27 protein-coding genes are annotated in these 26,476 nt (G+C 56.0%); 10 read left to right on the forward strand and 17 right to left on the reverse strand.

Annotation, left to right across the window (positions count from 1 at the left end):
- Positions 1 to 4 precede the first annotated feature (4 nt).
- Both TR2A62_RS09745 and TR2A62_RS09750 read right to left on the reverse strand, forming a co-directional pair.
- On the reverse strand, positions 5 to 1,156 hold the full coding sequence (locus TR2A62_RS09745) for an FAD-binding protein (RefSeq protein WP_009158574.1): 1,152 nt from the start codon (positions 1,154 to 1,156) through the stop codon (positions 5 to 7).
- 43 nt (positions 1,157 to 1,199) lie between these two features.
- Positions 1,200 to 2,648 (reverse strand): FAD-linked oxidase C-terminal domain-containing protein, encoded by a 1,449-nt coding sequence (locus TR2A62_RS09750; RefSeq protein ID WP_009159770.1) that lies wholly within the window; start codon positions 2,646 to 2,648, stop codon positions 1,200 to 1,202.
- 86 nt (positions 2,649 to 2,734) lie between these two features.
- Here TR2A62_RS09750 and TR2A62_RS09755 point away from each other — a divergent pair, with 86 nt between their 5' ends.
- The gene (locus TR2A62_RS09755) at positions 2,735 to 3,436 is read left to right on the forward strand and encodes a DUF599 domain-containing protein (protein WP_009158795.1); all 702 of its coding nucleotides are present in this window, start codon (positions 2,735 to 2,737) and stop codon (positions 3,434 to 3,436) included.
- A 35-nt stretch (positions 3,437 to 3,471) separates the two neighbouring features.
- Positions 3,472 to 3,807 carry a hypothetical protein gene (locus tag TR2A62_RS09760; RefSeq protein WP_009159244.1) on the forward strand — a complete coding sequence of 112 codons (336 nt, stop codon included), beginning with the start codon at positions 3,472 to 3,474 and terminating at the stop codon, positions 3,805 to 3,807.
- Here the strand turns inward: TR2A62_RS09760 and TR2A62_RS09765 are convergent.
- Genes TR2A62_RS09765 through TR2A62_RS09780 form a run of 4 tightly spaced genes read right to left on the reverse strand, consistent with a single transcriptional unit; the run spans position 3,804 to position 10,511 of the window.
- Positions 3,804 to 5,882, reverse strand: coding sequence for a membrane protein (locus TR2A62_RS09765; protein ID WP_009160057.1), 2,079 nt, complete (start codon positions 5,880 to 5,882; stop codon positions 3,804 to 3,806). The genes TR2A62_RS09760 and TR2A62_RS09765 overlap by 4 nt on opposite strands.
- Positions 5,879 to 8,635, reverse strand: coding sequence for a DUF4159 domain-containing protein (locus TR2A62_RS09770; RefSeq protein ID WP_009157928.1), 2,757 nt, complete (start codon positions 8,633 to 8,635; stop codon positions 5,879 to 5,881). Before TR2A62_RS09770 ends, TR2A62_RS09765 begins: the two co-directional genes overlap by 4 nt.
- Positions 8,635 to 9,507, reverse strand: a complete 873-nt coding sequence (locus TR2A62_RS09775) for a DUF58 domain-containing protein (protein WP_009160374.1) — start codon at positions 9,505 to 9,507, stop codon at positions 8,635 to 8,637. The genes TR2A62_RS09770 and TR2A62_RS09775 overlap by 1 nt, the downstream gene beginning before the upstream one ends.
- Positions 9,504 to 10,511 carry a MoxR family ATPase gene (locus tag TR2A62_RS09780; protein ID WP_009159940.1) on the reverse strand — a complete coding sequence of 336 codons (1,008 nt, stop codon included), beginning with the start codon at positions 10,509 to 10,511 and terminating at the stop codon, positions 9,504 to 9,506. The genes TR2A62_RS09775 and TR2A62_RS09780 overlap by 4 nt, the downstream gene beginning before the upstream one ends.
- A 97-nt stretch (positions 10,512 to 10,608) precedes the next feature.
- Between TR2A62_RS09780 and TR2A62_RS09785 the strand changes: the two genes are divergently transcribed.
- A complete protein-coding gene (locus TR2A62_RS09785) occupies positions 10,609 to 11,175 on the forward strand; it encodes a DUF1285 domain-containing protein (protein WP_009158712.1) in 567 nt (188 codons plus the stop codon).
- On the forward strand, positions 11,176 to 11,928 hold the full coding sequence (locus TR2A62_RS09790; protein WP_009157494.1) for a hydroxypyruvate isomerase family protein: 753 nt from the start codon (positions 11,176 to 11,178) through the stop codon (positions 11,926 to 11,928).
- Between the two features lie 31 nt (positions 11,929 to 11,959).
- On the opposite strand, the gene polA is transcribed toward TR2A62_RS09790, so the two are convergent.
- Entirely contained in the window at positions 11,960 to 14,755 is a 2,796-nt protein-coding gene (polA, locus tag TR2A62_RS09795; RefSeq protein ID WP_040820564.1) for a DNA polymerase I, read from the reverse strand.
- A 69-nt stretch (positions 14,756 to 14,824) separates the two neighbouring features.
- Positions 14,825 to 15,004: a zinc-finger domain-containing protein gene (locus TR2A62_RS09800; protein ID WP_009160567.1), complete on the reverse strand. Its 180-nt coding sequence runs from the start codon at positions 15,002 to 15,004 to the stop codon at positions 14,825 to 14,827.
- Positions 15,005 to 15,100: 96 nt separating this feature from the next.
- On the opposite strand from TR2A62_RS09800, the gene TR2A62_RS09805 reads away from it, so the two are divergent.
- On the forward strand, positions 15,101 to 16,030 hold the full coding sequence (locus TR2A62_RS09805; protein ID WP_009159512.1) for an ABC transporter ATP-binding protein: 930 nt from the start codon (positions 15,101 to 15,103) through the stop codon (positions 16,028 to 16,030).
- Here TR2A62_RS09805 and TR2A62_RS09810 read toward each other — a convergent pair.
- Together TR2A62_RS09810 and TR2A62_RS09815 are read right to left on the reverse strand one after the other, a co-directional pair.
- Positions 16,027 to 16,392, reverse strand: a complete 366-nt coding sequence (locus TR2A62_RS09810) for an HIT domain-containing protein (protein ID WP_009160470.1) — start codon at positions 16,390 to 16,392, stop codon at positions 16,027 to 16,029. The two genes, TR2A62_RS09805 and TR2A62_RS09810, sit on opposite strands and share 4 nt — an antisense overlap.
- 10 nt (positions 16,393 to 16,402) lie before the next feature.
- Positions 16,403 to 17,980: a DUF5928 domain-containing protein gene (locus tag TR2A62_RS09815; protein ID WP_009157918.1), complete on the reverse strand. Its 1,578-nt coding sequence runs from the start codon at positions 17,978 to 17,980 to the stop codon at positions 16,403 to 16,405.
- Positions 17,981 to 18,124: 144 nt separating this feature from the next.
- Here TR2A62_RS09815 and TR2A62_RS09820 point away from each other — a divergent pair, with 144 nt between their 5' ends.
- The gene (locus tag TR2A62_RS09820) at positions 18,125 to 18,943 is read left to right on the forward strand and encodes a sulfotransferase family protein (RefSeq protein WP_009160195.1); all 819 of its coding nucleotides are present in this window, start codon (positions 18,125 to 18,127) and stop codon (positions 18,941 to 18,943) included.
- Positions 18,944 to 19,068: 125 nt separating this feature from the next.
- Here the strand turns inward: TR2A62_RS09820 and TR2A62_RS09825 are convergent, their stop codons facing one another.
- Positions 19,069 to 20,058: an adenosine kinase gene (locus TR2A62_RS09825; RefSeq protein ID WP_009158915.1), complete on the reverse strand. Its 990-nt coding sequence runs from the start codon at positions 20,056 to 20,058 to the stop codon at positions 19,069 to 19,071.
- The gene (nth, locus tag TR2A62_RS09830; RefSeq protein WP_009158621.1) at positions 20,055 to 20,699 is read right to left on the reverse strand and encodes an endonuclease III; all 645 of its coding nucleotides are present in this window, start codon (positions 20,697 to 20,699) and stop codon (positions 20,055 to 20,057) included. The genes TR2A62_RS09825 and nth overlap by 4 nt, the downstream gene beginning before the upstream one ends.
- A gap of 78 nt (positions 20,700 to 20,777) precedes the next feature.
- On the opposite strand from nth, the gene TR2A62_RS09835 reads away from it, so the two are divergent.
- The 3 genes from TR2A62_RS09835 (at position 20,778) to TR2A62_RS09845 (ending at position 23,266) form a co-directional block, all read left to right on the forward strand.
- Positions 20,778 to 21,623: a bifunctional helix-turn-helix domain-containing protein/methylated-DNA--[protein]-cysteine S-methyltransferase gene (locus TR2A62_RS09835; protein ID WP_009157347.1), complete on the forward strand. Its 846-nt coding sequence runs from the start codon at positions 20,778 to 20,780 to the stop codon at positions 21,621 to 21,623.
- A gap of 108 nt (positions 21,624 to 21,731) precedes the next feature.
- Positions 21,732 to 22,388, forward strand: a complete 657-nt coding sequence (locus TR2A62_RS09840; protein WP_040820568.1) for an OmpA family protein — start codon at positions 21,732 to 21,734, stop codon at positions 22,386 to 22,388.
- A 107-nt stretch (positions 22,389 to 22,495) separates the two neighbouring features.
- Positions 22,496 to 23,266, forward strand: a complete 771-nt coding sequence (locus TR2A62_RS09845) for a FadR/GntR family transcriptional regulator (RefSeq protein WP_009159442.1) — start codon at positions 22,496 to 22,498, stop codon at positions 23,264 to 23,266.
- A gap of 94 nt (positions 23,267 to 23,360) precedes the next feature.
- Here TR2A62_RS09845 and TR2A62_RS09850 read toward each other — a convergent pair whose 3' ends face one another.
- The 5 genes from TR2A62_RS09850 to TR2A62_RS09870 form a co-directional block, all read right to left on the reverse strand.
- Positions 23,361 to 23,918 carry a F0F1 ATP synthase subunit B gene (locus TR2A62_RS09850; RefSeq protein WP_009160158.1) on the reverse strand — a complete coding sequence of 186 codons (558 nt, stop codon included), beginning with the start codon at positions 23,916 to 23,918 and terminating at the stop codon, positions 23,361 to 23,363.
- 4 nt (positions 23,919 to 23,922) lie between these two features.
- On the reverse strand, positions 23,923 to 24,447 hold the full coding sequence (locus tag TR2A62_RS09855) for a F0F1 ATP synthase subunit B' (RefSeq protein WP_009158268.1): 525 nt from the start codon (positions 24,445 to 24,447) through the stop codon (positions 23,923 to 23,925).
- 78 nt (positions 24,448 to 24,525) lie between these two features.
- Positions 24,526 to 24,762 carry a F0F1 ATP synthase subunit C gene (locus TR2A62_RS09860; RefSeq protein ID WP_009157477.1) on the reverse strand — a complete coding sequence of 79 codons (237 nt, stop codon included), beginning with the start codon at positions 24,760 to 24,762 and terminating at the stop codon, positions 24,526 to 24,528.
- Positions 24,763 to 24,807: 45 nt separating this feature from the next.
- Positions 24,808 to 25,563 carry a F0F1 ATP synthase subunit A gene (locus tag TR2A62_RS09865; protein ID WP_009160351.1) on the reverse strand — a complete coding sequence of 252 codons (756 nt, stop codon included), beginning with the start codon at positions 25,561 to 25,563 and terminating at the stop codon, positions 24,808 to 24,810.
- A 1-nt stretch (position 25,564) separates the two neighbouring features.
- Complete coding sequence (locus tag TR2A62_RS09870; RefSeq protein ID WP_009159534.1) at positions 25,565 to 25,897, reverse strand: AtpZ/AtpI family protein; 333 nt, start codon at positions 25,895 to 25,897, stop codon at positions 25,565 to 25,567.
- Positions 25,898 to 26,126: 229 nt separating this feature from the next.
- On the opposite strand from TR2A62_RS09870, the gene TR2A62_RS09875 reads away from it, so the two are divergent.
- Positions 26,127 to 26,456, forward strand: a complete 330-nt coding sequence (locus TR2A62_RS09875) for a helix-turn-helix transcriptional regulator (RefSeq protein WP_009159721.1) — start codon at positions 26,127 to 26,129, stop codon at positions 26,454 to 26,456.
- Positions 26,457 to 26,476: the final 20 nt, after the last annotated feature.

Below are 26,476 nucleotides of genomic sequence, written 5' to 3' on the forward strand. Positions count from 1 at the left end.
CGTTTTATCCCATCAATCCGGCGTTCAGAATACCGCGCGGATCAAACCGCTTTCGCAACCCAGCGCTTAGGTTGGCCACAACATTATTCTCGGGTTGAAACCGTGGGACACTCAGCGGCATAGGCGCTGTCATCAGGGTCGCATGACCTTTGTACTGGGCCGCCATTTCCTGCAGAACACTGTGAAATCCCTCGAACCCAGACTTATCATTTAGCGGGCTGTCTTGAGCTTCGGCGCGCATAACATCTGCCTCGTCTGCGCCGATCCAAACGCGCCCACCAGCCCAGTCATATGCATGGCTATGGGGCAGCGTTTGCGCCAGCTCTGACGTGAATTGTGCGGCCTCGCTTGGCTTGACCGCGACGCGCCACAGGGCGTCCGTCGTGTCACTAAACATCGCCCCACCGCGCAAATCATCCCACGGTCCGGTCTCGGAAATTGAGCATTCGCCAAACGCAGAAAGCGTGTTTTGCAACGCAGTGCTGCGGTGTGCTACGGACCCAGAGAAGCCTTCAACACGGATCGACATGCGCCCCGTTGGCGTGCCTTTATCCACCAAGAACACCGCCCCGCTCACATCATAAGGGGTGCCCATCGCGACGCTCATTGCTTGGGTCGCTTGGGCGTCTGTTAACCCTTTCACCTCGATCGTGGCCTGCGCTTCGGGCTTGGGCAGAACCTTGAAACTTACCTCGGTCAAAACGCCCAACGTGCCATGGGCACCAGACATCAGTTTGACCAAATCATAGCCAGTCACGTTCTTCATGACGCGGCCCCCGTTCTTGATGATTTCGCCAGCCCCATCAACGAACCGAACGCCCAACAAAAAGTCGCGCGCGGCGCCAACTTGTACCCTACGTGCGCCGCTGGCGTTTGTAGCAAAGGCACCGCCAATGGTCGCGCCTTTGGTACGCGGCGGCTCAAACGCAAGCATCTGGCCCTCTGCGTCTAGTGCGGCCTCAATCTCGCTCAGAGGTGTGCCAGCTTGGGCCACCATCGTCAGCGCACCGGGTTCATAGAGCGTGATGCCCGACAACCCCGAGACATCCAAAACGTCGCCCTGGCCTGTGAGCGTGGTGCCTCCGCCCTTGATCCACAGCGGCGCCTTAGCGGCGGCTACGTGTTGAGCCAACTCATTTTCTGTCTTGGGCGTCATATGTCGTTGCTTTCAATTCTAGAAAAGTCTCGGGCCATCGGTCCTATTCCGCGGCAACCGCAGGCGCGCGGCGCGCTTCTGAAACGGCCAGTGGGAACACCTTGGCGGGGTTCAGCAACCATGCAGGATCAAAGACATCCTTGACCGCCATTTGCGCCTCTAGGTCTGCGGCGGTGTATTGATCCGTCATCAGATCGCGCTTTTCGATGCCAACACCGTGCTCGCCCGTTAGGCAGCCACCAACCTCGACACAGAGGCGCAAGATATCAGCACCCATCGCCTCGCAGATTTCCAGATCTCCCTCTTTGTTGGCATCAAACAGGATCAGCGGGTGCATGTTGCCATCGCCTGCGTGAAACACATTTCCGACACGCAAACCGTATTGATCCGACAGCTCACCAATCCGGCGCAACACCAACGGAAGCTCGGACACTGGGATGGTTCCATCCAAACACATGTAGTCAGAAATCTGACCAATCGCACCAAAGGCAGATTTGCGCCCAAGCCAGATCGCGGCGCTTTCCTCTGGCGATTTACTCTCACGAATTTCAACGGGGTCATGGGTCTCCGCGATTGCCACGATCTTGGACAATTGCTCTTGGATTTCACCGTCAGATCCTTCGACCTCGACAATCAACAGAGCGTTGCAGTCAGGATAGCCTGCCTTGGCAAAATTCTCGGTTGTCTCGATGCACAACCGATCCATGAACTCGATCGCGACGGGCAGAACACCCGCCTTGATGATATCCGCGACGCACGCGCCTGCGACCTCATTATCGTCAAAGGCAATCAGCACAGGGCGGGCGCCCTCAGGTTTGGGCAGGATGCGCAGTGTGGCCTCGGTCACAACACCAAGCTGCCCCTCAGAGCCGCAAACAACCCCCAACAAATCCAAACCACCCGCATCCATATGCGCGCCCCCGATTTCAGTGATGGTGCCGTCCATCATCACCATGGTGACACCCATCAGATTGTTGGTTGTTACCCCGTATTTGAGGCAATGCGCCCCACCAGAGTTCATCGCGATATTCCCCGCGATTGCACAGGCAAGCTGGCTAGACGGATCGGGTGCATAAAAGAAATCGTTTTCCTCAACAGCACCCGTAACGCTCAGGTTCGTGCGGCCCGTTTGAACCCGCACGTAGCGGTCCGGATAATTCGTCTCAAGCACATCATTCATTCGCGCCACGCCTAAGATCACACAGTCGGCAGTCGGCAGCGCCCCACCTGCCAGCGATGTTCCTGACCCGCGCGGCACCACAGGCACATCCATCTGATGGCATATGCGCAGGACGTCGGATACCTCTTGGGTCGTGGCAGGCAGCACAGCGCACAGTGGCGGGCAACGATAGGCCGTAAGGGCATCGCATTCATAGGCACGCGTCTCGGCCAAATCGGAAATGACAGCCCCCTGAGGCAAAACCTCTTGCAAGCGCTCGACCAAATCAGCCTTGCGCGACAGAACCGTTGGGTTGGGGTTAGGCATTTCCATGAAAATCCCTTTCGATTATATTGGTAAATTAATATTACCAATTTATCCGACTGGCAAGCCCCTGCCTGCAGGACTAAGATAGCGCCATGACAATGATCGAACGCCTATCTCTCTTTACGACCCTCGATGGTATCGCCGCTGGGTTTCTGTTTCTCACATGGTTTGCCATTGGATGGCGGATCGAGCACCCCTCGTCCAAGCACCCATCGGTCACGATCCTGATGTCGAACTACCGGCACGTCTGGATGCGAGAGTTCGTAACCCGTGAGCCACGTATTTTTGACAGTCAGATCCTCGCCAGCCTTCGCCAAGGCACATCGTTCTTTGCCTCGACGTCGCTGCTTGCGATTGGTGGTTTGCTGGCATTGTTGGGCAATCCCGAACCACTAGAAACAGCAGCCCAAGATTTCACCCAGCGCCAGTTGCCTGTGTTCGTCTTGCAGATGAAGCTGTTGGCTCCGGCTGTGCTTGTCGGCAATGCGTTTTTGAAATTCGTCTGGGCCAACCGCATTTTCGGCTATTGCGCTGTGATGATGGCGGCCGTGCCCAATGACATCGACGACCCCCAAGCGTTCCCCCGCGCCGACCAAGCAGCCGCACTGAATGTGCGGGCGGCGATCAACTTTAACCGTGGTTTGCGGTCGCTCTACTTTGCGCTGTGTGCGCTGACGTGGCTGATGGGCCCGATCATGTTGATCCTCGGCGTGGCGATCACGACCTATGTTCTGTGGTCACGCGAATTCATGTCCGTTCCACGCGAGATCATTCTGCGCGAAACGAAAATATGACCACACGACCGTGGTTGTCGGCGTATAGTGCATCCATGAGATATTTGTTTTTGATCCTCGTCGCTGGCCCTGCTTGGGCGCATCCTCCAACGGTTGAAGCCGTCAACGTAACAGGCGATCCAGCCCGCTTTGACGTGACGCTTTTGCATGATGATACAGGATGGGGTCACTATGCCGATGGTTGGGAAATTCTGGATGCCGACGGCAACAGCAGCGGGTTTCGCAAACTGCACCACCCACATGTCAACGAACAGCAGTTTACGCGATCACTGTCTGGCGTCGATCTGCCTGAGGGGCCGCTATTTGCGCGCGCGCATTGCAGCGTTGATGGATGGTCCAAGCCCGTTCCGCTGAGTTCGTTTTCGAACTAGCGACGCCCCTCGCGCAGCCACGCTCCAATCACCAACAGCGCGGATACCAATAACAATAACCACGCGGGCACCAGCGAGTTCACAGTCACATCCGTTGTGACAAAAGCGTCGCGTGACGTCAGTCCAATCCACCCCCGACCGGCGGCTGGACGCCCAGCACGCACGTTGCGCAAACGTGGTGTGCCATCCTCTAGCATGACGTTTCCACCACGCATCAGTTCGGTCATAGGGTTCAATAGCTCACCCGTTGCGATGGTCTGTTCAAACTCGCGTGGCGCCGCAGGACCCACAGCAAGGATCGTTTCTTGATCGCCTTCGGACAAGGCATAGAGCCCAATTTGCGGCGCTGTGTAGCGACCTTCCAAACGACCGGGTGAAATCTCGTCCAGCGTGACAATCGCGGTTTCGCCATCGGGGCGCACAATCGTCACATCCCCCACCTCGTCGCCCAAACTGCGACGCAAGATGCGCATTTCATTCCCACTGGCCTGCGCTGATAGCGCTTCTTCTTCGAGATCAGGTTCTTTCATCATCCAGTGCGCGAGGCGCCGCAATAGCTCGAGCTGTGGACCCCCACCTTCGTATCCGCGGCTCCATAGCCACGCGTGATCCGATCCCAAAAGTGCGACCCGCCCTTCGCCCACACGGTCGAGCAGCAACAGCGGTCGTTCATTGACGCCGCTCATCACTGCGTCACCGGACACAGGTTCGACATCGACCATTCGGAACCAACGGCCCCATCCAATGTCGTCCTCGGTCGCCGGACGCGGGGCAAAACCAGACAACCCTTCAGTCACAGGGTGACGGTCACCCAGATCGGTAATCTGGGGCTGAAACCCTTCTTCGAATACACGCGCTGTTGGACGCCCCGGCAGAATATCAGCCAGCGGCGAACGATAGAGGCTGGCAGCACCAGCAAAGTCTGGGCCCGCTGCAATCAGAACTGCGCCACCGTTTTCAACATACCCTCGGATACTCTCGAAATAGAGCGCTGGCAAAATGCCGCGCCGCTTGTAGCGGTCAAAAATGATCAGATCGAATTCGTCAATCTTGTCGAGAAACAGCTCGCGCGTCGGAAAGGCAATCAGGCTAAGCTCGCTGACGGGAACGCCGTCCTGCTTTTCGGGTGGGCGCAGAATAGTAAAGTGAACCAAGTCGACCGAGCTGTCCGATTTCAGCAGATTGCGCCACGTACGCTCGCCCGGATGCGGCTCTCCGCTGACCAGCAGAACTCGCAGACGATCCCGCACCCCATTAATCTGAACGACCGCTTGGTTGTTGCGATCTGTTAATTCGCCTTCGGCCAAGGGGGTCGAGAATTGCAGAACATTCATTCCGCCATGTGGCAACTGAATCGGAAGATCCATCTCGCGACCAATCGGTGCTTGAAACACCAAGGGTCTGTCCCCATCGATGGAAATCGAAATCTCGGCGAACCCTTCAAAAGGGGCTGCGCCTTGATCTTCGACCATCAAAGTTAGCACCACTTCTTCGCCAAGGATGGCGAAAGCAGGCGCATTCTTGACGACGACCCGGCGATCCCAATCACCCGTCCGCCCTGTGATCAATGCGTGCACGGGCGCAGGGACGTCTGGCATACGGTCGAGATCGTGAAGCCGTCCATCGGTCAATATCAAGACCCCTGCGATCCGCGCCCGAGGCTCCTCGGCCAGCACCTCGGACAGGGCCGTCATCAACTGGGTTCCGCCATCCGTGCTATTTGCGAGATCAGCATCCCGCACAGTCACCAAACGTAGGACCGTGTTAGGACGCGCCTCGATCTGGGCAGTTAGATCTGCCAAAGCTTGGGCGGTTTGATCACCACGATCTGAAATCGATTGGCTCGCACTTTCGTCGACGACAACCACCACAATATCCGACAGTGGCGCACGGTCCTCTTGTTGCAGGGATGGGTTTGCCAACGCCAGCAACAGCACCAATGCAGCCAGCCCGCGTAGCCACCAACCTGCAAGACCTCGCCAGATAGCAAAGCCTAAAACCACTGCCGCGAGTGCCGCGAAGAACATTAAGATGGCAATCGGCAAAATTGGGTCAAAGATCACATTTCCGGTCATTGCCCCAACCGATCCAACAGGTCAGGAACATGGACCTGATCCGATTTATAGTTGCCGGTCAGAACATGCATGATCAGGTTCACACCAAAGCGGTAGGCGATCTCGCGCTGGCGTTCGCCGGAATTGCCACGCCCAACAGGGAACATAAAATTATTGCGCTGATCGACGGCCCAAGCACGGGCCCAATCATTCCCACCAATAACAACAGGGGTCACACCGTCATTGAGATTGCGAAATGGCATACCTTCGATCAACTGCGCGTCTGCTGGTGCGGCCTCGACCCAAACATCGCGGCTGGCATACCGTCCGGGGAAATCTTGTAGCAGATAGAACGTGCGGGTCAGAACATGATCGCTGGGGATCGGTTCAAGCGCGGGAATATCCAAAGGTCGCGCGATGGCTTGCAATCTGCGGCCTTCGGGCGAGCCGCCGCCGAACCGTGCTGTGTCAGCATCGCGCGTATCAAAGAGGATCATGCCACCGGACCGCAAATAGCGGTTTAAATTTGAATATGCGGCGCGCGACGGCAGAGCCTGATCACCCGTGATCGGCCAATAGAGGAATGGAAAGAACGCCAGTTCATCTGCATCCAGATCAACACCGATAGGGTCTGCCGGCTCAATCGATGTTCGCCGAAAGAGCGTGCGGGACAGACCCCGCAGGCCAGCCTCAGAAATTTGATCAACCTCACTGTCGCCAGTGACGACATAGCCAAGCACGACCTCGGATGTGACAACGATCGCATCAGCATCCGATTGCGCGCGCACGTCAGGTGCAAAGGCCATTGATGCGACGATGGCCACCATAGCTGTTGTCGCTCGAGGTCCAAAAAGGCGACCCGAAACAGCAAGTGATGCGACAACATCGATCGCCAACAAAGCAAGCGCCGCGGCAATCAACCAACCCTTTAGCAACACCTCGGACGCAACAGCGAGACCCTCAACTGTAATCCGCGCAGGCCATGTTGGGCGCGCAAGCGTGGTGTCTACGGTCGTCACATTCACAGCGACCGCACGGTCGTCGCCCGCATAGAGACCCGGTGGCATATCTGCTGCCGGTGTTTGCTCGGCCAACCGCGCACCGGTGATCCCCGCCAAATTCGCTGCGTCATTCAAACGTCCAAACGCATCCAGAACACCTGTCGCGGCCCATGTTGTGCCTTCTAACTCCTCGGCGCTGGGGCTGCTGGGTCGGCTCGACACGGCCATCCGCTCGAGCATTTGCACAAACAGACCTGACAACGGAAGCGATGACCATTCAGCGTTAGCCGTGACGTGGAAAAGGATGATCTGCCCCTCGCCCACCGATTTGCGTGTGACCAAAGGCGTGCCATCCGTCAGCTCGGCAATCACACGTGATGATAGGTTTGGATCAGGTTGCGCCATAACTTGGGCCGTGACCGTGACGTCGGCTGGCACCCTAAGGCCCAAAAACGGGCTATCTTCTGTGAATGGGGCGAGTGTCTTGGGCTCACCCCAGCTCATCGCGCCACCAACAGATCGACCGCCAACCCGCAAGCGTACCGGCATCAAAGGGTCTTCTGTTGTTCGACTGATGTCGCTCGCCGCAAGCCGAGGACCCGCAAATCGCAACAGCAAACCGCCTGCGTCGAGCCAGTCGAGAACTTCGTCTTGTTCGCCATCGGTCAGTGTCGCGACATCAGCAAAAACAAGAACATCGGGATTGGCGAGCAAAATGTCCGTCAGGGATCCATCGATAAGATCCGCTGTGGGTTCAAGCGCTTGTTCGAGGTAGTGAAGTGGTGAGAGCAGTTCGAGCCCCTCGCGATCCTCGCGACCTGCAATCAGGGCAACCTCGCGGCGGCGCAATGCATCATCGGTCAGCGTCACGGCACCCGCAGTTCGAACGCCGTCTAGTTCAAAGCGCGTGACACGATTGCGTAGCTCGGGCGGTAGGTCAAACGGAACCTCGACCGATTGTTCATCAGCGTCGAACGTCGCGGCGACCGAGGCCAGCGCGCGTTCGTTGCCAGCGGGATCAAGACCATGAGCCGTGATTGAAATGTCGCGGGTGACACCGCCAACGTCCCGTATCGCAGTGACAGAAATTTCGCCGTCCTCAAACTGGGCAGGACGCAAGGCCAACGTGGCACGCGGGCTCTCAAACACGGTCACCGGTCCTCGCGTTTCGAGGGCAGAAAGCACGGCATCACGGCTGTCACGGTCCACACCGTCAGACATCCAATAGGTTTCAAATTCGCCCGTCAGCCCATTCGCCCAATCGGCGACATCTGCGGCAGGCGCCCACGGATTTGGCGCGAGATTGGCAATTCTTGTGCGCCATTCCGAGGGCGATTGAAACGGCAGCGCGCCCTCTGGCACATCGGTCAATGGCACAACGGCAACCGTGCGGTCCGCACGTTCCGCGTCACCCAAAAGCTCGTCCATGCGGTCCTGTTTTGCCGACCAGTCGCGTGCATCCGCCCAACTGCCGTCGAGCAAGATCAAAAGAGGACCCGAGCCCGTGCGTTCCGTTTTGGGGTTCAAGATCGGCCCCGCAAAACCAACAATCACTGCCGCAACTGCCAGCATGCGCAACAGCATCAGCAACCACGGTGTCTTGTCACTTTGACTGTCATCATCCGTCAGCCCCAATAGAAAAGCCACACCAGGGAACTGGCGGCGGATCGGTGCAGGCGGCACGGCGCGCAGCAGCAACCACAAGATCGGCAGAACGGTCAGCCCCAATAGCAACCAAGGTGCCAGAAATCCGAGAGGGCCGAGCATGAACATCAGCGCACCTGCCCAATCGCAGAATAGAGCCACAACAGCACAGAGGACGCCGCATCACCAGTATGATGGGTCATGAACTGCCAGCCAGTTTCGCATGCCAAACGATCAAGCCGATCTTTGCGCTCAGCCAGACGATCAAGATAACGGTCCCGCAGATCCCCCGCTTTGAGTGTCTCGTGCTGGAGGCTGCCACCCATGCTCTGAAAAATTGTGCGTCCGTCAAAAGGAAACGCTTCTTCTTGGGGATCGAGGATTTGGACAAGAGCACCGCGCACACCGCGCGTTGCGGCCTCAGACAAAGCCCGTTCAACCGCATCTACATCGCCCATAAAGTCCGACACGAAAACACCACGAGACAGAGGCGTCATCGCGCTGGTATCGGGGCAACCATAGTCGTCGACATCATCCGCGGACAATGCATCAGCGAGCCGGATCAAATGCGACTGACCCGCTCGGGTCGGCACGCCTCCGCTCGACAATCCCACACGTTCGCCACCGCGGATCAACAGAATCGACAGAGCCAGCGATAGAACACGCGCGCGGTCTGCCTTGGTCACGAGGTTCGGTTCAGACGCAAAATGCATGGAGGCTGACCCATCGACCCAAAGCTGGACGCTCTGCGCCGTTTGCCATTCTTTTTCACGTACAAAATTCTGGTCAGCACGGGCAGATCGACGCCAGTCGATGCTGCGTGCCTCATCACCCAATTGGGCCGGTCGGTATTGCCAAAAGCTGTCCCCAACACCCGCGCGGCGTCGCCCATGTTCGCCCACCATAACAGTGGCGGCCAATTGGTCAGCCTGCGCCAAAAGCGGCGGGAACGCGCCCGCGACATCTTCGGCGCGGGTTCTAAGTGTTTGCGGCTGGGTCAAGCGGCGGCCTGTGTCCGCGTCGCAGCCAATGCTGCCGCATCAATGATCGCGCCAAGATCGGCTCCCCGCGCCCGCGCAGCAAAGCTAAGCGCCATTCGGTGCATCAAAACAGGACGCGCCATTTGCAGCACATCATCCGCCGAAGGCACCAAACGCCCATCCAGCAACGCTTGGGCACGTGCGGTCAGCATCAACGCTTGGGATGCACGCGGCCCGGGGCCCCAGCTTACATTTTCGCGCACCATATCGGGGGCTGTTTCATCATCAGGGCGGCACATGCGCACCAGATCGATGATCATATCAACCACATCATTTCCGATAGGCATCTTGCGCAACAGCGTCTGCGCAGCGAGCAATGCATCAGTGCTAAAGACATCTGTTGAAACAGCGTCTTCGACACCCGTCGTTGCCATAATAATCTCGCGCTCGGTATCCCGATCTGGATAGGGCACATCGATCTGGACGAGGAAACGGTCAAGCTGGGCCTCGGGCAGCGGATAAGTGCCCTCTTGCTCAATCGGGTTCTGTGTCGCTAGGACATAAAACGGCACGCCAAGGCTTCGCTGCTCACCGGCAACTGTGACTTCTCGCTCTTGCATCGCTTGGAGCAGGGCGGACTGTGTGCGGGGGCTGGCGCGGTTGATTTCGTCAGCCATCAAAAGCTGGCAAAACACGGGCCCTTCGATAAACCGGAACGACCGTTTGCCATCATCGGCTGTCTCTAGCACTTCAGATCCTAGAATATCGGCAGGCATCAGATCTGGCGTAAATTGAATACGGTTGCTGCCCAACCCCATGACGGTGCCGAGCGTTTCAACCAAACGCGTCTTGCCCAAGCCCGGCAAACCGATGAGCAATGCATGCCCACCAGAAATCAGAGCCGCGAGCGTAAGGTCGACGACACGTTCTTGGCCGATGAACTGCGCCGCGATGCTCTCTTTGGCTGCGCGCAGTTTGTCGCCCAGCGCTTCGATTTCAGGAACAAGGTCTTGATACTCGGACATGGCAATTCTCTCCAACCGCTCTACCGTTCTGAATGAACCATTGATATCGTTAGAACGTAACCCCATGACGCAGAATGACAATGTAATGAGCGGACAAATGAGCGTGACCCCCACCGCAGAAGGCCTAGCCGAGAGCGCACGCGCCGTAAAAGGGCGCGGATTCCCCCCTGTGCACCTCTGGAACCCACCATTTTGCGGCGATTTGGACATGCGGATCGCACGGGATGGCACGTGGTTTTACCTCGGCACCCCGATTGGCAGACCAGAATTGGTGCGATTGTTTTCGACCATTCTGAAATACGAGGACGGTAAATACTTTCTTGTCACGCCTGTGGAAAAGGTCGGCATCACAGTCGATGACGCGCCATTTCTGGCCAATGATTTCGATCAGGCCGGTGACGATCTAGTTTTCACGACCAGCGTTGGTGATACGGTTCGCGCAGGGCCTGACGCCCCAATCCGTGTCGAACGCGACGCGCAGACGGGCGAGCCGTCGCCCTATGTTCTGGTGCGCAGCAATCTCGAGGCATTGATCGATCGCAAGAGCTTTTACAGGTTGATTGAGATCGGAGAGCACGCCACACATGAGGGCGAACAATGGTTCGGACTGCGGTCTGGCGGACAATTCTTCCCAATTATTCCGTCCGCCGAACTTGAGGACTAAATGCCCCACTACTGTGCCAATCTGACGTTTCTCTTCAAAGAGTTGCCCTTTCGCGAACGCTTCTCGGCTGCGCGTGAAGCGGGATTTGACGCCGTTGAGGTACTGTTTCCCTATGATGCGGATGCGGCAGATATGGGCCAGCTGTTGGCCGACAACCGGCTGACCCTCGCACTGATCAACTGCCCCCCACCGAATTATACAGAGGGGCCACGCGGGTTTGCCGCCGTGCCTGAGCTGCAAGATCGGTTCCAGTATGATTTCCGGCGCACGCTGCGCTATGCGGGCGCATTGGGCGCACAGCGGGTTCACATCATGGCAGGCGTTGCAGACGGGCCAGAGGCACGCGCCTGTTTTGTCGAAAACCTAAAATGGGCAGCGGCGTTTGCGCCCAAACAGCAGCTGACGATCGAACCGATCAATTCGCTCGCAATGCCGGGTTACTTTCTAAACGACTTTGATCAAGCAGCAGAGATTTTGGACGAGGTCGCTGCGCCAAATGTGTCGCTGCAGCTTGATGCGTATCATGCGCACACGATGACCGGTGATCTGATGGTGACATGGGCCGCACATGGCCACCGCGCCACGCATATTCAGGTGGCAGGGCCACACCCCCACCGCGCCGAGCCACATAGCGGTGAGATCGACTTTGCCGGCTTCTTTGCGGCGCTCGACAAGAGCGGGTTCAAAGGATGGGTGAGCGGCGAATACAATCCGTCTGCGGCAACCCAAGACGGGCTACACTGGCGCGTTTAGCCCGTTTCAACGAAGGTTCTAAGGACAAAGGCTAGTGTGCTTCGGCCCAGTTTTGCCCCTCGCCCGCATCTGCCGTGAGCGTGACATCAAGCTTGACCGCAGGCATTGCCGCATTTTCCATCACATCACGTGCAGTTTCAATTAGCTTTTCCTGTGCGCCGTTCTCTACCTCGAACAGCAATTCATCGTGCACTTGGAGAAGCATCTTCGCAGGTTGGTCCGCAATCGCGTCTGGCATTCTAACCATCGCACGGCGGATCACGTCGGCGGCTGTGCCTTGGATCGGTGCGTTGATTGCCGCACGTTTGGCAAAGCCCGCTTGGGGCCCTTTGGCGCCAATCTCGGGCGTATTGATTTTACGACCAAAGAGGGTCTGCACATAGCCGTGCTCTTTGGCAAAGGCGACGGTGTCATCCATGTAAGTCCGGATACCCGGGAACCGTTCAAAATAGCGATCGATAAAGCCCTGCGCCTCGAAACGAGGGATGCGTAGATTACGTGCAAGGCCAAAGCCGCTGATGCCATAAATCACGCCAAAGTTAATCGCCTTGGCCTGACGGCGGATGTCGCTGGTCATCTGGTCCAAAGGCACGTCAAACATCTCAGACGCGGTCATGGCATGAATATCCATGCCATCGGCAAAGGCCTGCTTCAACGACGGGATATCAGCCACATGGGCAAGGATGCGCAGCTCGATCTGTGAATAGTCAAGCGCGACCAAAACCTTACCTTCTTCAGCGATAAACGCCTCGCGAATGCGGCGGCCTTCTTCGCTGCGGATCGGGATATTTTGCAGGTTCGGATCTGTCGACGCGAGACGGCCGGTGTTTGCCCCAGCGATCGAATACGACGTGTGAACGCGGCCAGTTTCGGCGTTTATGTGATTCTGAAGCGCGTCCGTGTAGGTCGATTTGAGTTTGCTCAGCTGGCGCCAATCCAGCACGCGTCCAGGCAATTCATGTTCGATAGCGAGATCCTCGAGCACATCTGCTCCCGTGGCATAGGCGCCGGTCTTGCCCTTTTTGCCACCCTCAATTCCCATTTCATCAAACAGAATTTCACCCAGCTGTTTGGGCGATCCAACGTTGAACGACCGGCCTGCAAGCTCGTGAATTTCTGCCTCGAGCCCTGCCATTTTCTGGGCAAAGGCATTGGACATGCGGCTAAGAGTATCGCGATCAACCTTGATCCCCGTCATTTCCATCTCGGCCAACACAGGCACCAGTGGACGCTCAAGCGTTTCATAAACCGTCGTCACCCCTTTGACGTGCAATTGGGGTTTGAGATGTTGCCATAGACGCAGGGTGATATCGGCGTCCTCAGCAGCGTATTTCACAGCCTCGGCCACATCGACGCGGTCAAATGTGATTGCGGATTTACCAGTCCCCAAGAGCGATTTGATCGGGATCGGAGTATGCCCCAACAAACGATCCGACAGGGTATCCATGCCGTGGTTATGCAGACCCGCATTCTGCGCATAGGACATCAACATCGTATCATCGATAGGTGCCACATCTACGCCGCAACGGGCGAAAATCTTGGCGTCGTATTTCATGTTCTGGCCGATCTTCAGGATACTATCGTCCTGCAACATCGGTTTGAGCATCGATAAAACAACGGCTTCGGCCATCTGACCTTCGGCCAGTTTATCTGAACCAAAGAGATCGTCATTTGCGCCCTCTTTGTGATTGATCGGGATATAGCAGGCCTGCCCCGCTTTGACGCACAGCGAGATACCGACCAGTTCGGCCCGCATTTCGTTGAGGCTGGTAGTCTCGGTATCGACAGCGACATAGCCACGTTCATAGATGCGATCGATCCACACCTGTAACGCGTCGGTATCTTGGACCCATTCATATTGATCGGCATCAATTTCGGGTGCTTCGGGAACGTCGACGGCACCGGCCACAGCGGCCGGTGTGTCGTTGATGTCAGGAGCCTCGGCACCAAGTGTGTTGGCAATGCGTGTCGTGAGTGTGCGGAATTCCATTTCAGCCAAAAAGGCGAGCAAATCCTCGGGGACAGGATCGCGGACCTCTAAGTCATCAAGCGTGAACTCAAGAGGTGTATTGAGGTCCAACTGAACCAATCGCTTGGACAGCTCGATCTGCGCACGGTTGTCGGTCAGCGACTGGCGGCGCTTGGGCTGTTTGATCTCTTCGGCACGATCCAACAGCGTTTCTAGATCGCCGAATTCATTGATAAGCAAAGCGGCGGTTTTGATCCCAATGCCTGGTGCACCGGGTACGTTATCCACGGAATCACCTGCCAATGCCTGAACGTCCACAACGCGGTCAGGACCAACACCAAATTTCTCTTCAACACCCTCGACCCCAATGGTGCGGTTTTTCATAGCGTCAAACATTTCGACACCACCGCCAACGAGCTGCATCAAATCCTTATCGCTGGAAATAATGGTGCAGCGTCCACCTGCCTCGCGTGATTGACGGGCAAGCGTCGCGATAATGTCATCAGCCTCGTAACCAGCGATCTCATGACAGGCGATGTTAAACGCCTCGGTCGCGCGGCGGGTTAGCGGCATCTGCGGGCGCAGATCCTCGGGCATGGCATCGCGGTTCGCCTTGTACTGGTCATACATGTCATTTCGAAATGTATGGCTGCCTTTGTCAAAGATGACGGCCACGTGGGTGACATCACTGCCAGCGTTGCCTTCGACATAGCGCTGCAGCATGTTGCAAAACCCTGACACCGCACCAATCGGCAGGCCGTCAGATTTACGGGTCAAAGGGGGCAGCGCGTGATACGCGCGAAAGATAAACGCCGAACCGTCGATCAGATGCAGATGATGCCCTTTTCCAAAACCCATCATCAACGTCCTTTCATTGCAGGCGCCGCCCGCATCAATCTGTCATCAAGCGTCTATCGCGAAAGGCGTTTAAACCTTGTCGGCGAAATCCTCGTGCACCAATTTGGCGTCACAATAAGGGCATTCAACCCAGCCATGCTCGGATGGAATTTGAAGCCAAACGCGCGGATGACCCAGCGCACCTTCGCCGCCGTCACAGGCAACGCGGTAGGCGTTCACGATTTTGGTTTCTGGTGCAGGAGTAGCCATCGTCGTTCCTTGAGCTTGCAGCGAGGTCACCCCCGCCCTAGGTAGAGCGCTACTCTAACGCCTCAACGTGTGGCGACAAGACAGGAAAGCACCGTCATGCCCGCAAATGCGATTGAAATACTAAACCTGTCAAAAACCTATGCTGCGACCAAGAAGACACCGCAGAAAACCGCGTTGGATGATGTGACGCTGCATATACCCCAAGGGTCGATCTTTGGTCTGTTGGGGCCGAATGGCGCCGGTAAATCGACGATGATCAACATTCTGGCGGGTTTGGTAAACAAATCATCGGGTTCGGTGAACATCTGGGGCTTTGATCAGGACGTCAATCCGCGCCAATCGCGTGCCGCCATCGGAATCATGCCCCAAGAGTTAAACCTAGACCCCTATTTTTCGCCCCGTGGCGCGATGGAGGTTCAGGCGGGCCTGTACGGTGTCGCCAAACGAGACCGGAAAACCGATGAGATTCTTGAACTGGTTGGGCTGACAGACAAGGCAGACGCCTATTCACGGTCGCTGTCCGGCGGCATGCGCCGGCGTTTGTTGCTGGCCAAAGCACTGGTGCACAGCCCCCGCATTTTGGTTCTGGATGAACCAACAGCAGGCGTCGACATCGAGTTGCGCAATATGCTGTGGCGGAATGTGCGCGGCCTCAACGATGACGGCATGACCATCATTCTGACGACCCACTATCTCGAAGAGGCCGAAGAGATGTGCGACGAAATCGCGATCATCAACCATGGCCAAGTGATCACTCGGGACACGACGCAAAACCTGTTGGGGCGGCTCGACACGAAATCGATGGTGATTGACACAACGGGTGCCCCTGAAACGCTCGTGACACCAGAAGGCGTCAGCTATGCCGTCGACGACACAGGGCGCATGACGTTCACCTATCGCACCGGGAAAACGTCGGCGGATACGATCCTAAAGTTGATCCAAGACGCAGGCATTTCAGTGACCGACATTCGGACAGAGCAGGCCGCACTCGAGGATGTGTTTTTAGATCTGACGAAATCGACCTAGACCGGAACGGTCATCGGCCCCATCACGCGACCGCCCAAAATGTGCAGGTGGTAGTGTGGGACATCTTGCATGCCATGCGTGCCAGTGTTCGAAATTGCGCGGAACCCGTTTTCCTGCACGTTTTCCATTTCACAAATCTTGGCGGCTGTTCGGTTAAAATCTAGGATTTCTTCGTCAGACGCAGCACCTGCAAAATGGTCGTAGCTGACGTAGGGACCTTTGGGGATCACCAAGACGTGGACGGGCGCCTGCGGATTGATGTCGCGGAAGGCCAAAGTGTGCGTGGTCTCGATCACTGTCGAGTTCGGGATTTCCCCACGCAGGATTTTCGCAAAGATGTTCTGGTCGTCGTAGTCGTGCATGGTCGTGTCCTTAATCAACAAAGAGATAAGGCGTTTGAGAAATCCCGTTCGCCTGATCGTCACTCACGCTGAGAAACGCTTGGAGTTCTTGTGCGTTCTCGTGGTCTTCGGCGACCTGTCTGATCCGCATGTGATTTTCAAAGTTTGAATCGCGCATCCGGTCTTGTTCGAACTCCATATCATAGCGGATCGTAGGCAACAGCTGCTGCAACGTTTCCTCAGATGTCTGTTCGCCAGCAAGCCCCGTCCGCATTGCGTGGCCGACCAGATATTCGTCCGTAAATTCGCATTCGATTTCGAGCAGTTTCGTTGTCGAGCGATCAGCATAAAAGTCATACAACAGATCAATGTTCGATGGGTCGAGACAGATCAGTAACCGGTCCGTGTCGTAGTAGTCAAACAACATCCGCATCAACGCGCGGCGGTGGCGTGTTCGTTTGCTCAAGGTGGTTTGGATGCCGCCGAGATCCGGCAGGTGCGTGCCTTCTTCGCTAAAGAGATATTCGATTACGGGGACATTGGTGTGGTGTTTGATTGATCCCAATAGCCGTTTGGCCACGTGCCATTTCTTGCAAACGACAATCATCAGTTCGCGATCGCGTCCCAGCGAGCTCTCTGTTTCCCAAAACCGCGTGGCAAAGCGGCGACCGATGCGCCCCCGCCCTGACAGGAACTTGAACAGACCACGACCTTCGTTCGAGATGCTAAAATCATCATGTTCGCTGGCGTACAGTACCCCTAGTCGATCTTTGAGGTCCGTCGCCTCGGGGCTGATCTTGCGAGCAAAGAGGCAGTCTTGCGACAGCAAGAGATCGTAGTGATCGTTATAAAACGTCACTGGCATTCCGTAGTCCGAGAACATCAGGAAGGTCAGTGTGCGGTTGCGAATCTCTGTTTCCGGGACCAAATGGCGTACCAATGTCTGGAAAAACGTCTCATCTGGAATCCATGTGGTGCGAAAAAACCGCATCACATCTCTGCGCTCGCGGGTGAATTGCAGAACCCATTCGATCGTCCGGCGACGCAAACACCACCACTGTGACCCGATCATGACCTGAATATCGGCTGGGATTTCGCGGGTCAGGCCCAGCTTTTGCTGGGCGCGGTAGGACCAATAGAACCGGCGTTTCTGGGTGCGCTCGTTAAAGAAGTGGCGGTAAATCAACCGCTCTTCCTTCATCCCCGTCTTGATCCAATCGCTTTCAAAGTAGTCAAAGCTCTCGACATAGTCACAATTATCGCTGTCGAGGAAATCCTTGGAATACTTGGCTGATTTGATCGTCATACAGTCGCCAGACACCATGTAAAAATGGGTCGCACGTGGAAATGCGTCTACAGCAGCCTCAACCGCATAGAGCGTGGCCTGAACCAAGCTCCACGCGCCCCATCCGCATTTGATTCGCTTTTTGGCATAGGCGACGTTCGGATTACCCTTGAGCGCGTTCTGAATCCGCTCGAACGCCTCGCAAGGTGCGCGTGCATCGAAATGGATCGCGATATAGTCCCCAACAGCCGTCAATTGCTCAGCCTGCTGGATAATCGCATCAGGATCTTTGTGGCACAGCAGGATAAAGGCGATTTTTGCCATATTGGAAACGGTCCACTCGGATACAGATAATTGTTTTTAACGTCTAACCGTGAACACCCGTTGAATAAACACGGTATTTTTGCTTTTTTGTGCGATATTGAGCCACGGCAACGCAGCCAACGGCCATAACAGGATGAACAGACTATGGGTTTTCCCGGAACTTGGATGACTGAAAGCGAAAGCGTCGTATACCGCGTGGTGCCAAAATGCGCGTGCTCGACGATTGGCCAGATCATGTATTACTCGGATCACGGCAGCTTTTTTGACGGTGATATCCATGATGCGACAAGCGGCATGCACAAGTGGGCAATGGACGAAAGTCAGCCTCTCATCACCGAGAATGTGCAAGCGCATCAAAGCTATGCGTTCACCTGTGTCCGCAACCCATACACACGTATCCTGTCATCATTCTTTGACAAGATCTGCGGCATCCAGCGCAACGGGAAACGCTACCGCGGAAACCTCGTGCCGCTGTTGATCCAGAAATACGGCATCGAAGTCGGCAGCCCTGAGGACGGTTTTGAATTTGATCAAATCCAATCGTTCCGACGGTTCCTGCTATTTGCACGCGACACCATCCGCTGGCGCAGACCCATGGATCCTGACATCCATTGGTCCGCCATGTCCGGCCACATCTCGACGTTCGTCATCAGCGGCGGTCGCTACGACAACATCTTTTGGACAGAACAGTTCAACGACGGGATGCAGTCAGTACTGGACGCAATCGAGACCCCAAATGCAGTCGATATCGACGCGGTCCCACGCTTTAACGAAAGCGAAGGACACGGGCCAAAACGTGCGCACCCTGTCGAAGATTATTTCGACGATCTGTCGATGCATCTTGTCTATGAGATCTACAAAAAGGATTTCCGGCTCTTCAAATATGATTTTGAAAATCCCGGAAATAAGATGCCGATTGGCGAAATCGATTTGGACGAAGTTCACGCAAAGCTGGGCGAGTAACGGCTCGGCCCGTCGCGGCATGGCTCACTCGGAAGCTTGCTAAGCGACATGTGTTTGACAGATTGTGAGGTGCGCCAATTCGGTTGGCGCACCTTTTTCTTCGCCAAAGCTCAATGCAAAAGGCGTTAGACCAACCCTTCGGCCTCGAACATTGCTTTCATGTCCGTTTCAGGACGTGGACCGATGTGGCTGATCACTTCACCAGCCGCCACGCATCCCATACGTCCACACGTCTCGATGCCCCGCCCCGTTGCGAGACCGTAGAGGAAACCAGCGGCAAATTGATCACCCGCACCAGTCGCATCAACTGGCGTAATTGGCGTAACTGGGACGTGAACATGCTCTGTTCCCCTGACAATCGACACACCGTCGCCGCTGCGCGTACAGACAATCATGGCGCAATCCGCAGATGCGAGCTTTAGCGCCTCGTCCAGATCCGTCACTTGGTAGAGGGATTTCCATTCGTCTTCATTGCCAATGACATAGTCCATTTCATCCCGCACCAAGGTGCGGAAATCATCGCGATGGCGATCAACACAAAACGGGTCGGACAGGGAAATGCCGGATTTACCACCGCCCTGATGACAGTCCGCAGCAGCACGTAAGAATGCAGCTTTCCCTTTGTCCTTGTCAAAGAGATACCCCTCAAGGAACAGCATTTTGGCGCTGGTCATAACAGTGGCATCCACATCAGCCTCAGACAGTTCTGACGAAACGCCAAGATACGTGTTCATCGAACGCTCACCATCTGGCGAGACAAAAATCATAGACCGCGAAGTCGGTAATTCGGCCCCCGCGACGGGTGGGTTGACGAAATCAGTGCCGCCCTCGTTCATTTGATCTGCATAGAATTTGCCCAAAGCGTCATCCGCGACACGACCCACAAACGCCGTCATCAAGCCAAGAGAACCGAGCCCAGCCAGCGTGTTGGCAACCGAGCCACCCGGAGTTTCCGTGCGCTTTTCCATCGCGCCATATAGGACCTCGGCCCGCTCACACTCGACAAGCTGCATGATCCCTTTGGTGATGCCCATCTGGTCGAGAAACAAATCCGGCGCGGGTGAAATCACATCAACAACCGCGTTGCCAATACCGACGACGTCATACGTTTTCATAGGTTCTTATCCTCAAATTCACATAGATCGCGGATCAAACAGGCACCGCACATAGGTTTGCGCGCTTTGCACACATAACGACCATGCAAGATCATCCAGTGATGCGCATGGAGTTGGAAATCAGCGGGGATGTGGTCCTCGATCGCGCGCTCAACAGCAACCACGTCTTTTCCCGGGGCCACACCTGACCGATTGCCAAAGCGAAATATATGGGTGTCGACAGCCTGTGCTGGCTGCCCCCACCACATGTTCAAAACGACGTTCGCCGTCTTGCGACCAACACCTGGCAGGCTCTCTAAGGCTGCGCGGGAATTGGGAACAACGCCGTCATAGTCATCGACCAAGATCTGGCTCAGCTTGATGACATTCTTGGCCTTGTTCCGAAAAAGGCCGATGGTTTTGATATAGTCGGTCACCGTTTCAAGACCGAGATCCAGCATCTTTTGCGGAGTATCCGCGACGGAAAAGAGTGGGCCAGTCGCCCTGTTCACACCTGCATCTGTTGCTTGTGCTGACAGCGCAACAGCCACAACCAACGTATAGGCGTTGACGTGATGCAGCTCGCCTTTAGGCTCTGCCTCGGCGGTTTGAAAGCGCGTAAAAATCTCGCGAATGATGTGATAGTCAAGTTGCTTGGCCATACGCTGTCTATGCCCTGCGTACGCGGGATGCGCAACAATCGGGTCGCGACAGTGCGGCCAGATTGCTACGGTCTGCTCATGGAACAAGAAAACACATATCATTATCAGGTTATGCGCCGAGCCATCGAGGCGATTGATGCCGCACCCGAGGATCAGCGGAGCCTCGAGGATATCGCGGCGACAATGGGTATGAGCCCCGCGCATTTTCAACGTCTCTTTTCGAAATGGATCGGGGTTTCGCCAAAGCGGTACCAGCAATATCTCACTTTGGGTTTTGCCAAGACGCTGCTGCAGGACCGGTTCACCACGCTAGAGACGGCAGATGCGGTGGGCCTGTCTGGAACAGGCCGCCTGCATGACCTTTTCCAGCGTTGGGAGGCGATGAGCCCGGGTGAGTATGCACAGCAGGGTGCGGGTCTGACAATCTCGTGGGGATGGTTCGATAGCCCCTTTGGCCCAGCATTGGTCATGGGCACAGACCGCGGGATATGCGGTATCGGCTTTGTCGCCGAGACGTCAGAGCAAGAGGCCATGCAAGATATGACGCTTCGCTGGCCACAGGCGAAGTTTGTTGAAAATGCCACGCTGTTGCGCCCTTGGGTCGCTCACGCGTTTGGTTCAGGCGGTGATCTGTCCCAGACACAGCTCTATCTGATTGGCGCGCCGTTTCAGATCAAAGTGTGGGAGGCGTTGTTACAAATCCCGTCGGGCCACGTCACGACCTATTCCGAGATTGCACAGTCGATCGGATCCCCGCGGGCCGTCCGCGCTGTTGGGACGGCTGTGGGCCGCAATCCTGTCGGTTGGTTGATCCCTTGCCACCGTGCGTTACGCAAATCTGGTGAGTTGGGCGGCTATCATTGGGGACTGCCCGTCAAACGTGCGATGCTGGCCTATGAAGGCGCGCGGGCAGATCACGTCTAAAACGGCGGAACTTTGCTGGTCTCGGACGTGTTATTGGATAGCAATGGGGTTTATCCGATATACAAGTCGCAAGCGCCGGAGTGCGCACAACAATTGAAAGACGAGCACATGACATTGATGAAAACCCCCGCCGCATTGGCGCTAACTGGTGTTCTGGCCCTGACGGCCTGTGAAACCATCCAAGATCCGAACAACCCTAATCGCAACACCCAGCAGGGTGCGTTGATCGGGGCAGCAACAGGTATCGCTGTTGGTATTCTGGCCGGGGATGATCCAGAGGAGCGTCGCCGTGGTGCATTGCTCGGCGCAGTCGTCGGCGGTGGCGGCGGTGCATTGATTGGCCAACGTCTGGACCAGCAAGAAGTGGCACTGCGTCAGAGCCTCGGCGGGAACGTTGGCATCACGAACACAGGGTCAGAGCTGATTGTCTCACTGCCCCAAGACATTTTGTTCGCCACCGATAGCTCGACACTGACTGGTGGTTTGCAAAGCGATCTGAACGCATTGGCAAACAACCTGAACCAATATCCAAACACGACGGTGAATGTGATCGGTCACACCGACAATGTTGGTGATGCAGGCTACAATGACGGCCTGTCCACGCGCCGTGCGACCGCTGTCGCAAACGTACTGCTGAACGCAGGCGTTTCATCCGGTCGCATCAACGCGTTTGGTCGCGGCGAGGCACAACCAATCGCCACGAACCTGACCGACGAAGGTCGCGCACAGAACCGTCGCGTCGAAATCGTGATCACCCCAATCTAGGCTACTGGCAGCAGCGAGACGACAAAGGGGCGCTGGGATGCGCCCCTTTTTTGTTGTGGCTCTTGGGGCATGATCATATCATTTGACCAATCCAAACGAGATGCCAAATGCCTTTTGAACGCGTTCAACCCGAAAAGCTGTCGACCAGTGTGATCAAACAGATCGAGCTGTTGATCCTACGCGGCATTTTGCGCCCCGGCGAACGGTTGCCATCCGAGCGTGAGCTTAGTGAACGGTTGGGCGTGTCCCGCCCATCGTTGCGAGACGCGTTGGCGGATTTGTCTGATCGAGGATTGCTCGACAGCCGCGCTGGTGCCGGTGTCTATGTGGCTGATGTCTTGGGCAGCGCTTTTTCAGACGCATTGGTCAAACTGTTCTCTGACCACGACGAGGCCGTGTTCGACTACATTTCGTTTCGGCGCGATATGGAAGGGCTGGCTGCAGATCGCGCCGCCCGTCTTGGATCAACAACCGATCTCAAAGTCATCAATGCGTTGTTCGAAAAGATGGCCGCGGCTCACACCAAACGCAATCCTGAGGAAGAGGCGCTGCTCGACGCGGATTTCCACCTGTCGATCATCGAAGCGAGCCACAACGTCGTGATGCTGCACATGATGCGTTCGATGTACCAACTGCTGCGTGAAGGCGTGTTCTATAACCGCAAGATCATGTTTCAGCAGCGTACTACCCGTGACACGTTGCTAGACCAACACCGCGCTATCAACGATGCGCTGCAAGCCCGTGATCCCGCTGGTGCACGTGCCGCTGTTGAGGCGCATCTGACCTACGTCGAGAACGCGCTGTCTGATCACCAGACATTTGAGCGGAACGAAGTGATCGCACAGAAACGGTTACAGCGCGAAACAGGTCAGACCTAGCCGCAACACGCCGCGCTGTGTTCTGGACGCCCCCAACTAAACGAAAAAACCCGACCAAAGAGGCCGGGTTCTCTCAAATCTAATTGCGGTCGGGTTAGTGCAGTTTTGCACCCACGGTCGCAATCGCCTCGTCGATCAGGCTGTTTTGATCTGCGGCAGTTGTTTGTTTTGCAATCACGTCAGTCGCAGCAGCAATCGCAACCGTTACAGCTGTATCGCGTACTTCTTTGACGGCAGAGGCTTGGGCTGAAGCGATCTGATCCTCGGCAGCGGACAAACGGCGTGCAACAGAGGTTTTGATATCTTCGCGCGCTTGGTCAGCTGCCGCTGATGCGTCCGCTTTGGCGGCTTCAACGATGCGGTCGGCCTGAGCCTGCACTTCTTTCTGCTTGCGCTCGTAAGAGGCCAGCAGAGTTTGTGCTTCTTCGCGCAGCGCTTTGGCTTCGTCTAGATCCGCTTGAATGCCGGTTGCACGACCGTCGAGCATACCCGACAGAAGGCTTGGCACTTTGAAGTAGAACAGAACGCCGATGAACAGCAGAAACGCCAGCAGAACTACAAAGTCGGTGTTCTTCAGCGAGAAGAACACGTCACCCGCAGCAAAAGCCGGTGTCGCACCAAGGGTCAAAGCAGCTGTGAACAAAAGTCTCATCTCTTTATCCCTTCATGCGTGCGTTGATGGCGGCTGTGATGGTTTTGGCGTCTGCCTTGCCACCCAGTGCCGCGACAAGCTCTTTGGCAGTGTCTTTGGCAACAGCCTTAACACTCTCCGCAGAAGTCGCGCGAATTTCGGCAATTGCCTTTTCGCTCTCAGCAGCTTTGGCTGCGATCTTGGTGTCGGCTTTCGCAAGCTCTTTATCAAGATCCGCCTGAATGTCTGCCTTGGCATCAGCAACGATACGACCTGCTTCGGCGCGGGCATCAGCCAACGCTTTTTCATAGGCCGCTTCCGCGCCCACAGCTTTTTGCTTTAGCTCTTCCGCCGCAGCCACATCATTTGTGATGGTGCCCTGACGTTCGGCCAAAACTGCCCCGATCCGTGGCAACGCAATGCGCGACAGCACGAAATAGATCACGACCAGCGTGACAAGGAGCCAGAAAATCTGGTTCGGGAATGTCGCGAAATCCAGCTGGGGCATGCCCGGTGCGGATTCAGCGACGTCTTTAGCTTCAGTTGCCATGTCGTTCTCCAGAAAACCTAGTTTACCATGAACGGACCGCAGTGGGCCCGTTCATGCGTAAGGATGGCTGTCAGGATATTAGACGGCGAACATCAAGAGCAGAGCGACGAGGAACGAGAAGATCCCCAGAGCTTCTGCAAACGCGATGCCGATAAACAGCGTAGCTGTTTGGCCCGCAGCAGCGGATGGGTTACGCAGTGCGCCCGACAGGAAGTTGCCAGCAACATTACCCACACCAACAGCAGCTCCGCCCATGCCCATGCATGCCAGTCCTGCGCCGATGTATGCGCCCATTTGTACGATATCGCCTTCCATTGATTTTCTCCTTACGATGGAATTTCGGTGATTAGAGTTCAGACCTTAGTGTGCAGGGTGCAGCGCATCCTTGAGGTACACGCAGGTCAGAATGGTGAACACGTAAGCCTGAATAAAGCTCACGAGAATTTCGAGGCCATACATCGCGGTGATCGCAGCGATGGACAGTGGGGCAATGGCCGTGATGGCAGCAAAACCCGCGAAGACTTTGATAACGGCGTGACCGGCCATCATGTTACCCGCAAGACGGATAGAGTGGCTGACCGGGCGCACAAAGTAAGAGATGACTTCGATCAGCGCCAGAATGGGGCGCAGCGCGAGAGGCGCGGATGCCACCCAGAACAAGCCCAAGAAGCCTGCACCGTTCTTAACAAAGCCGAGGATCGTAACGCCCAAGAACACGGCCATCGCCATAACCGCAGTAACCGCGATGTGGGATGTTGGTGTAAACGCCATTGGCAACAGGCCAAGGAAGTTAGCGAACACGATAAAGATGAACAGTGTCATCACATATGGGAAGTATTTCAGGCCGTCTTTGCCTGTGACGTCTTCGACCATCTTGTAGATAAAGCCATACGCCAACTCCGCGATCGACTGCGTCCGCGTTGGGACAATCGCGCGACGGCGTGTGCCCATAACCAGCAACAAGATCACACCGACGACAGCCAAAGCCATCCAGAGTGTGACGTTTGTGATCGTGTACCAGTGGATCGGACCGTCGCCGAACAACGGCTTGACGATGAACTGATCCATCGGGTGGAAAACAAGACCGGTGCCTTCGGAGTGGGCTTCGTCTGCCATGTTACTCTTGTCCTTCGTCTCGCGCGGCTTGTTCCGCCAACGCATCGTTTTGTATTTCTTGGGCCGACCGCAGCATGGTTTTGACCCCAGCCACAAAGCCCAGCAATGTAAATGTCACGAGGAAGATCGGGAGTGTCCCGAACAGGTAATCCAACCCGTACCCCATGCCGAACCCAATCACGATTCCCGCGACCAGCTCGATCACCATACGCCAGACCAGTTGGGCTTGCGAATAGTGCTCTTCCGAGTGGTGCTTAACAGGCTCCGTTCCCTTGGCCGCTTCGATGCGAGCTTCTAGGTCTTTCAACCGATCTGCGTCATTCGAATGTACCATGGGAACCCCCTCGGACAGTTGGCGCAGTGCTAAAACGCGGGGGGCACAGAGTCAACGACATGCGTGTCGCACTCAGAAAACACCTAAGGTACTGTTATATATATGAAATTTTATTTGAAAGACTGGCATTGTTGCAGGTCGCGGCACTCAAAACGCCGGTTTCGAAGAGTTTCTGATATTCAACCAATCGGTTGACGATGCCTGCGACAACGGTTTTACCCCTGTTCCTATGCAAAACCCGCTCGACACCATTTTCGCTGCCCTAGCAGACCCGACACGCCGCGCGATCCTCGCTATGCTGCTCGAAGATGATATGGCTGTGACAGATGTGGCCGAGCCGTTTGAGATGTCGCTGGCCGCGATTTCAAAGCATCTGACTATTCTGACCAAAGCCGGCCTGATCTCGCAAGAAAAGCGCGGACGAGTAAAGTGGTGCAAACTGGAACCCGACGCCATGCGCGGTGCCATCATTTGGATTCAGGGGTTTGGCCAGTTTGAAGCGGTCAATTTGGATGCATTCGAACGGTTCCTCGATACCGAACTCAAACCTGACCCGTAAACGAAATCGACCTCTCCGAA

The organism is Thalassobium sp. R2A62 (assembly GCF_000161835.1).
Classification (GTDB): Bacteria; Pseudomonadota; Alphaproteobacteria; order Rhodobacterales; family Rhodobacteraceae; genus Thalassobium.

Bases quoted from the DNA above. Each gene is read 5' to 3' on its own strand.
- TR2A62_RS09745 (WP_009158574.1), bottom strand. From the start codon at position 1,156: ATGACGCCCAAGACAGAAAATGAGTTGGCTCAACACGTAGCCGCCGCT.
- TR2A62_RS09750 (WP_009159770.1), bottom strand. From the start codon at position 2,648: ATGGAAATGCCTAACCCCAACCCAACGGTTCTGTCGCGCAAGGCTGAT.
- TR2A62_RS09755 (WP_009158795.1), top strand. From the start codon at position 2,735: ATGACAATGATCGAACGCCTATCTCTCTTTACGACCCTCGATGGTATC.
- TR2A62_RS09760 (WP_009159244.1), top strand. From the start codon at position 3,472: ATGAGATATTTGTTTTTGATCCTCGTCGCTGGCCCTGCTTGGGCGCAT.
- TR2A62_RS09765 (WP_009160057.1), bottom strand. From the start codon at position 5,882: ATGACCGGAAATGTGATCTTTGACCCAATTTTGCCGATTGCCATCTTA.
- TR2A62_RS09770 (WP_009157928.1), bottom strand. From the start codon at position 8,635: ATGTTCATGCTCGGCCCTCTCGGATTTCTGGCACCTTGGTTGCTATTG.
- TR2A62_RS09780 (WP_009159940.1), bottom strand. From the start codon at position 10,511: ATGTCCGAGTATCAAGACCTTGTTCCTGAAATCGAAGCGCTGGGCGAC.
- TR2A62_RS09785 (WP_009158712.1), top strand. From the start codon at position 10,609: ATGAGCGTGACCCCCACCGCAGAAGGCCTAGCCGAGAGCGCACGCGCC.
- TR2A62_RS09790 (WP_009157494.1), top strand. From the start codon at position 11,176: ATGCCCCACTACTGTGCCAATCTGACGTTTCTCTTCAAAGAGTTGCCC.
- polA (WP_040820564.1), bottom strand. From the start codon at position 14,755: ATGGGTTTTGGAAAAGGGCATCATCTGCATCTGATCGACGGTTCGGCG.
- TR2A62_RS09800 (WP_009160567.1), bottom strand. From the start codon at position 15,004: ATGGCTACTCCTGCACCAGAAACCAAAATCGTGAACGCCTACCGCGTT.
- TR2A62_RS09805 (WP_009159512.1), top strand. From the start codon at position 15,101: ATGCCCGCAAATGCGATTGAAATACTAAACCTGTCAAAAACCTATGCT.
- TR2A62_RS09810 (WP_009160470.1), bottom strand. From the start codon at position 16,392: ATGCACGACTACGACGACCAGAACATCTTTGCGAAAATCCTGCGTGGG.
- TR2A62_RS09815 (WP_009157918.1), bottom strand. From the start codon at position 17,980: ATGGCAAAAATCGCCTTTATCCTGCTGTGCCACAAAGATCCTGATGCG.
- TR2A62_RS09820 (WP_009160195.1), top strand. From the start codon at position 18,125: ATGGGTTTTCCCGGAACTTGGATGACTGAAAGCGAAAGCGTCGTATAC.
- TR2A62_RS09825 (WP_009158915.1), bottom strand. From the start codon at position 20,058: ATGAAAACGTATGACGTCGTCGGTATTGGCAACGCGGTTGTTGATGTG.
- nth (WP_009158621.1), bottom strand. From the start codon at position 20,699: ATGGCCAAGCAACTTGACTATCACATCATTCGCGAGATTTTTACGCGC.
- TR2A62_RS09835 (WP_009157347.1), top strand. From the start codon at position 20,778: ATGGAACAAGAAAACACATATCATTATCAGGTTATGCGCCGAGCCATC.
- TR2A62_RS09840 (WP_040820568.1), top strand. From the start codon at position 21,732: ATGACATTGATGAAAACCCCCGCCGCATTGGCGCTAACTGGTGTTCTG.
- TR2A62_RS09845 (WP_009159442.1), top strand. From the start codon at position 22,496: ATGCCTTTTGAACGCGTTCAACCCGAAAAGCTGTCGACCAGTGTGATC.
- TR2A62_RS09850 (WP_009160158.1), bottom strand. From the start codon at position 23,918: ATGAGACTTTTGTTCACAGCTGCTTTGACCCTTGGTGCGACACCGGCT.
- TR2A62_RS09855 (WP_009158268.1), bottom strand. From the start codon at position 24,447: ATGGCAACTGAAGCTAAAGACGTCGCTGAATCCGCACCGGGCATGCCC.
- TR2A62_RS09860 (WP_009157477.1), bottom strand. From the start codon at position 24,762: ATGGAAGGCGATATCGTACAAATGGGCGCATACATCGGCGCAGGACTG.
- TR2A62_RS09865 (WP_009160351.1), bottom strand. From the start codon at position 25,563: ATGGCAGACGAAGCCCACTCCGAAGGCACCGGTCTTGTTTTCCACCCG.
- TR2A62_RS09870 (WP_009159534.1), bottom strand. From the start codon at position 25,897: ATGGTACATTCGAATGACGCAGATCGGTTGAAAGACCTAGAAGCTCGC.
- TR2A62_RS09875 (WP_009159721.1), top strand. From the start codon at position 26,127: ATGCAAAACCCGCTCGACACCATTTTCGCTGCCCTAGCAGACCCGACA.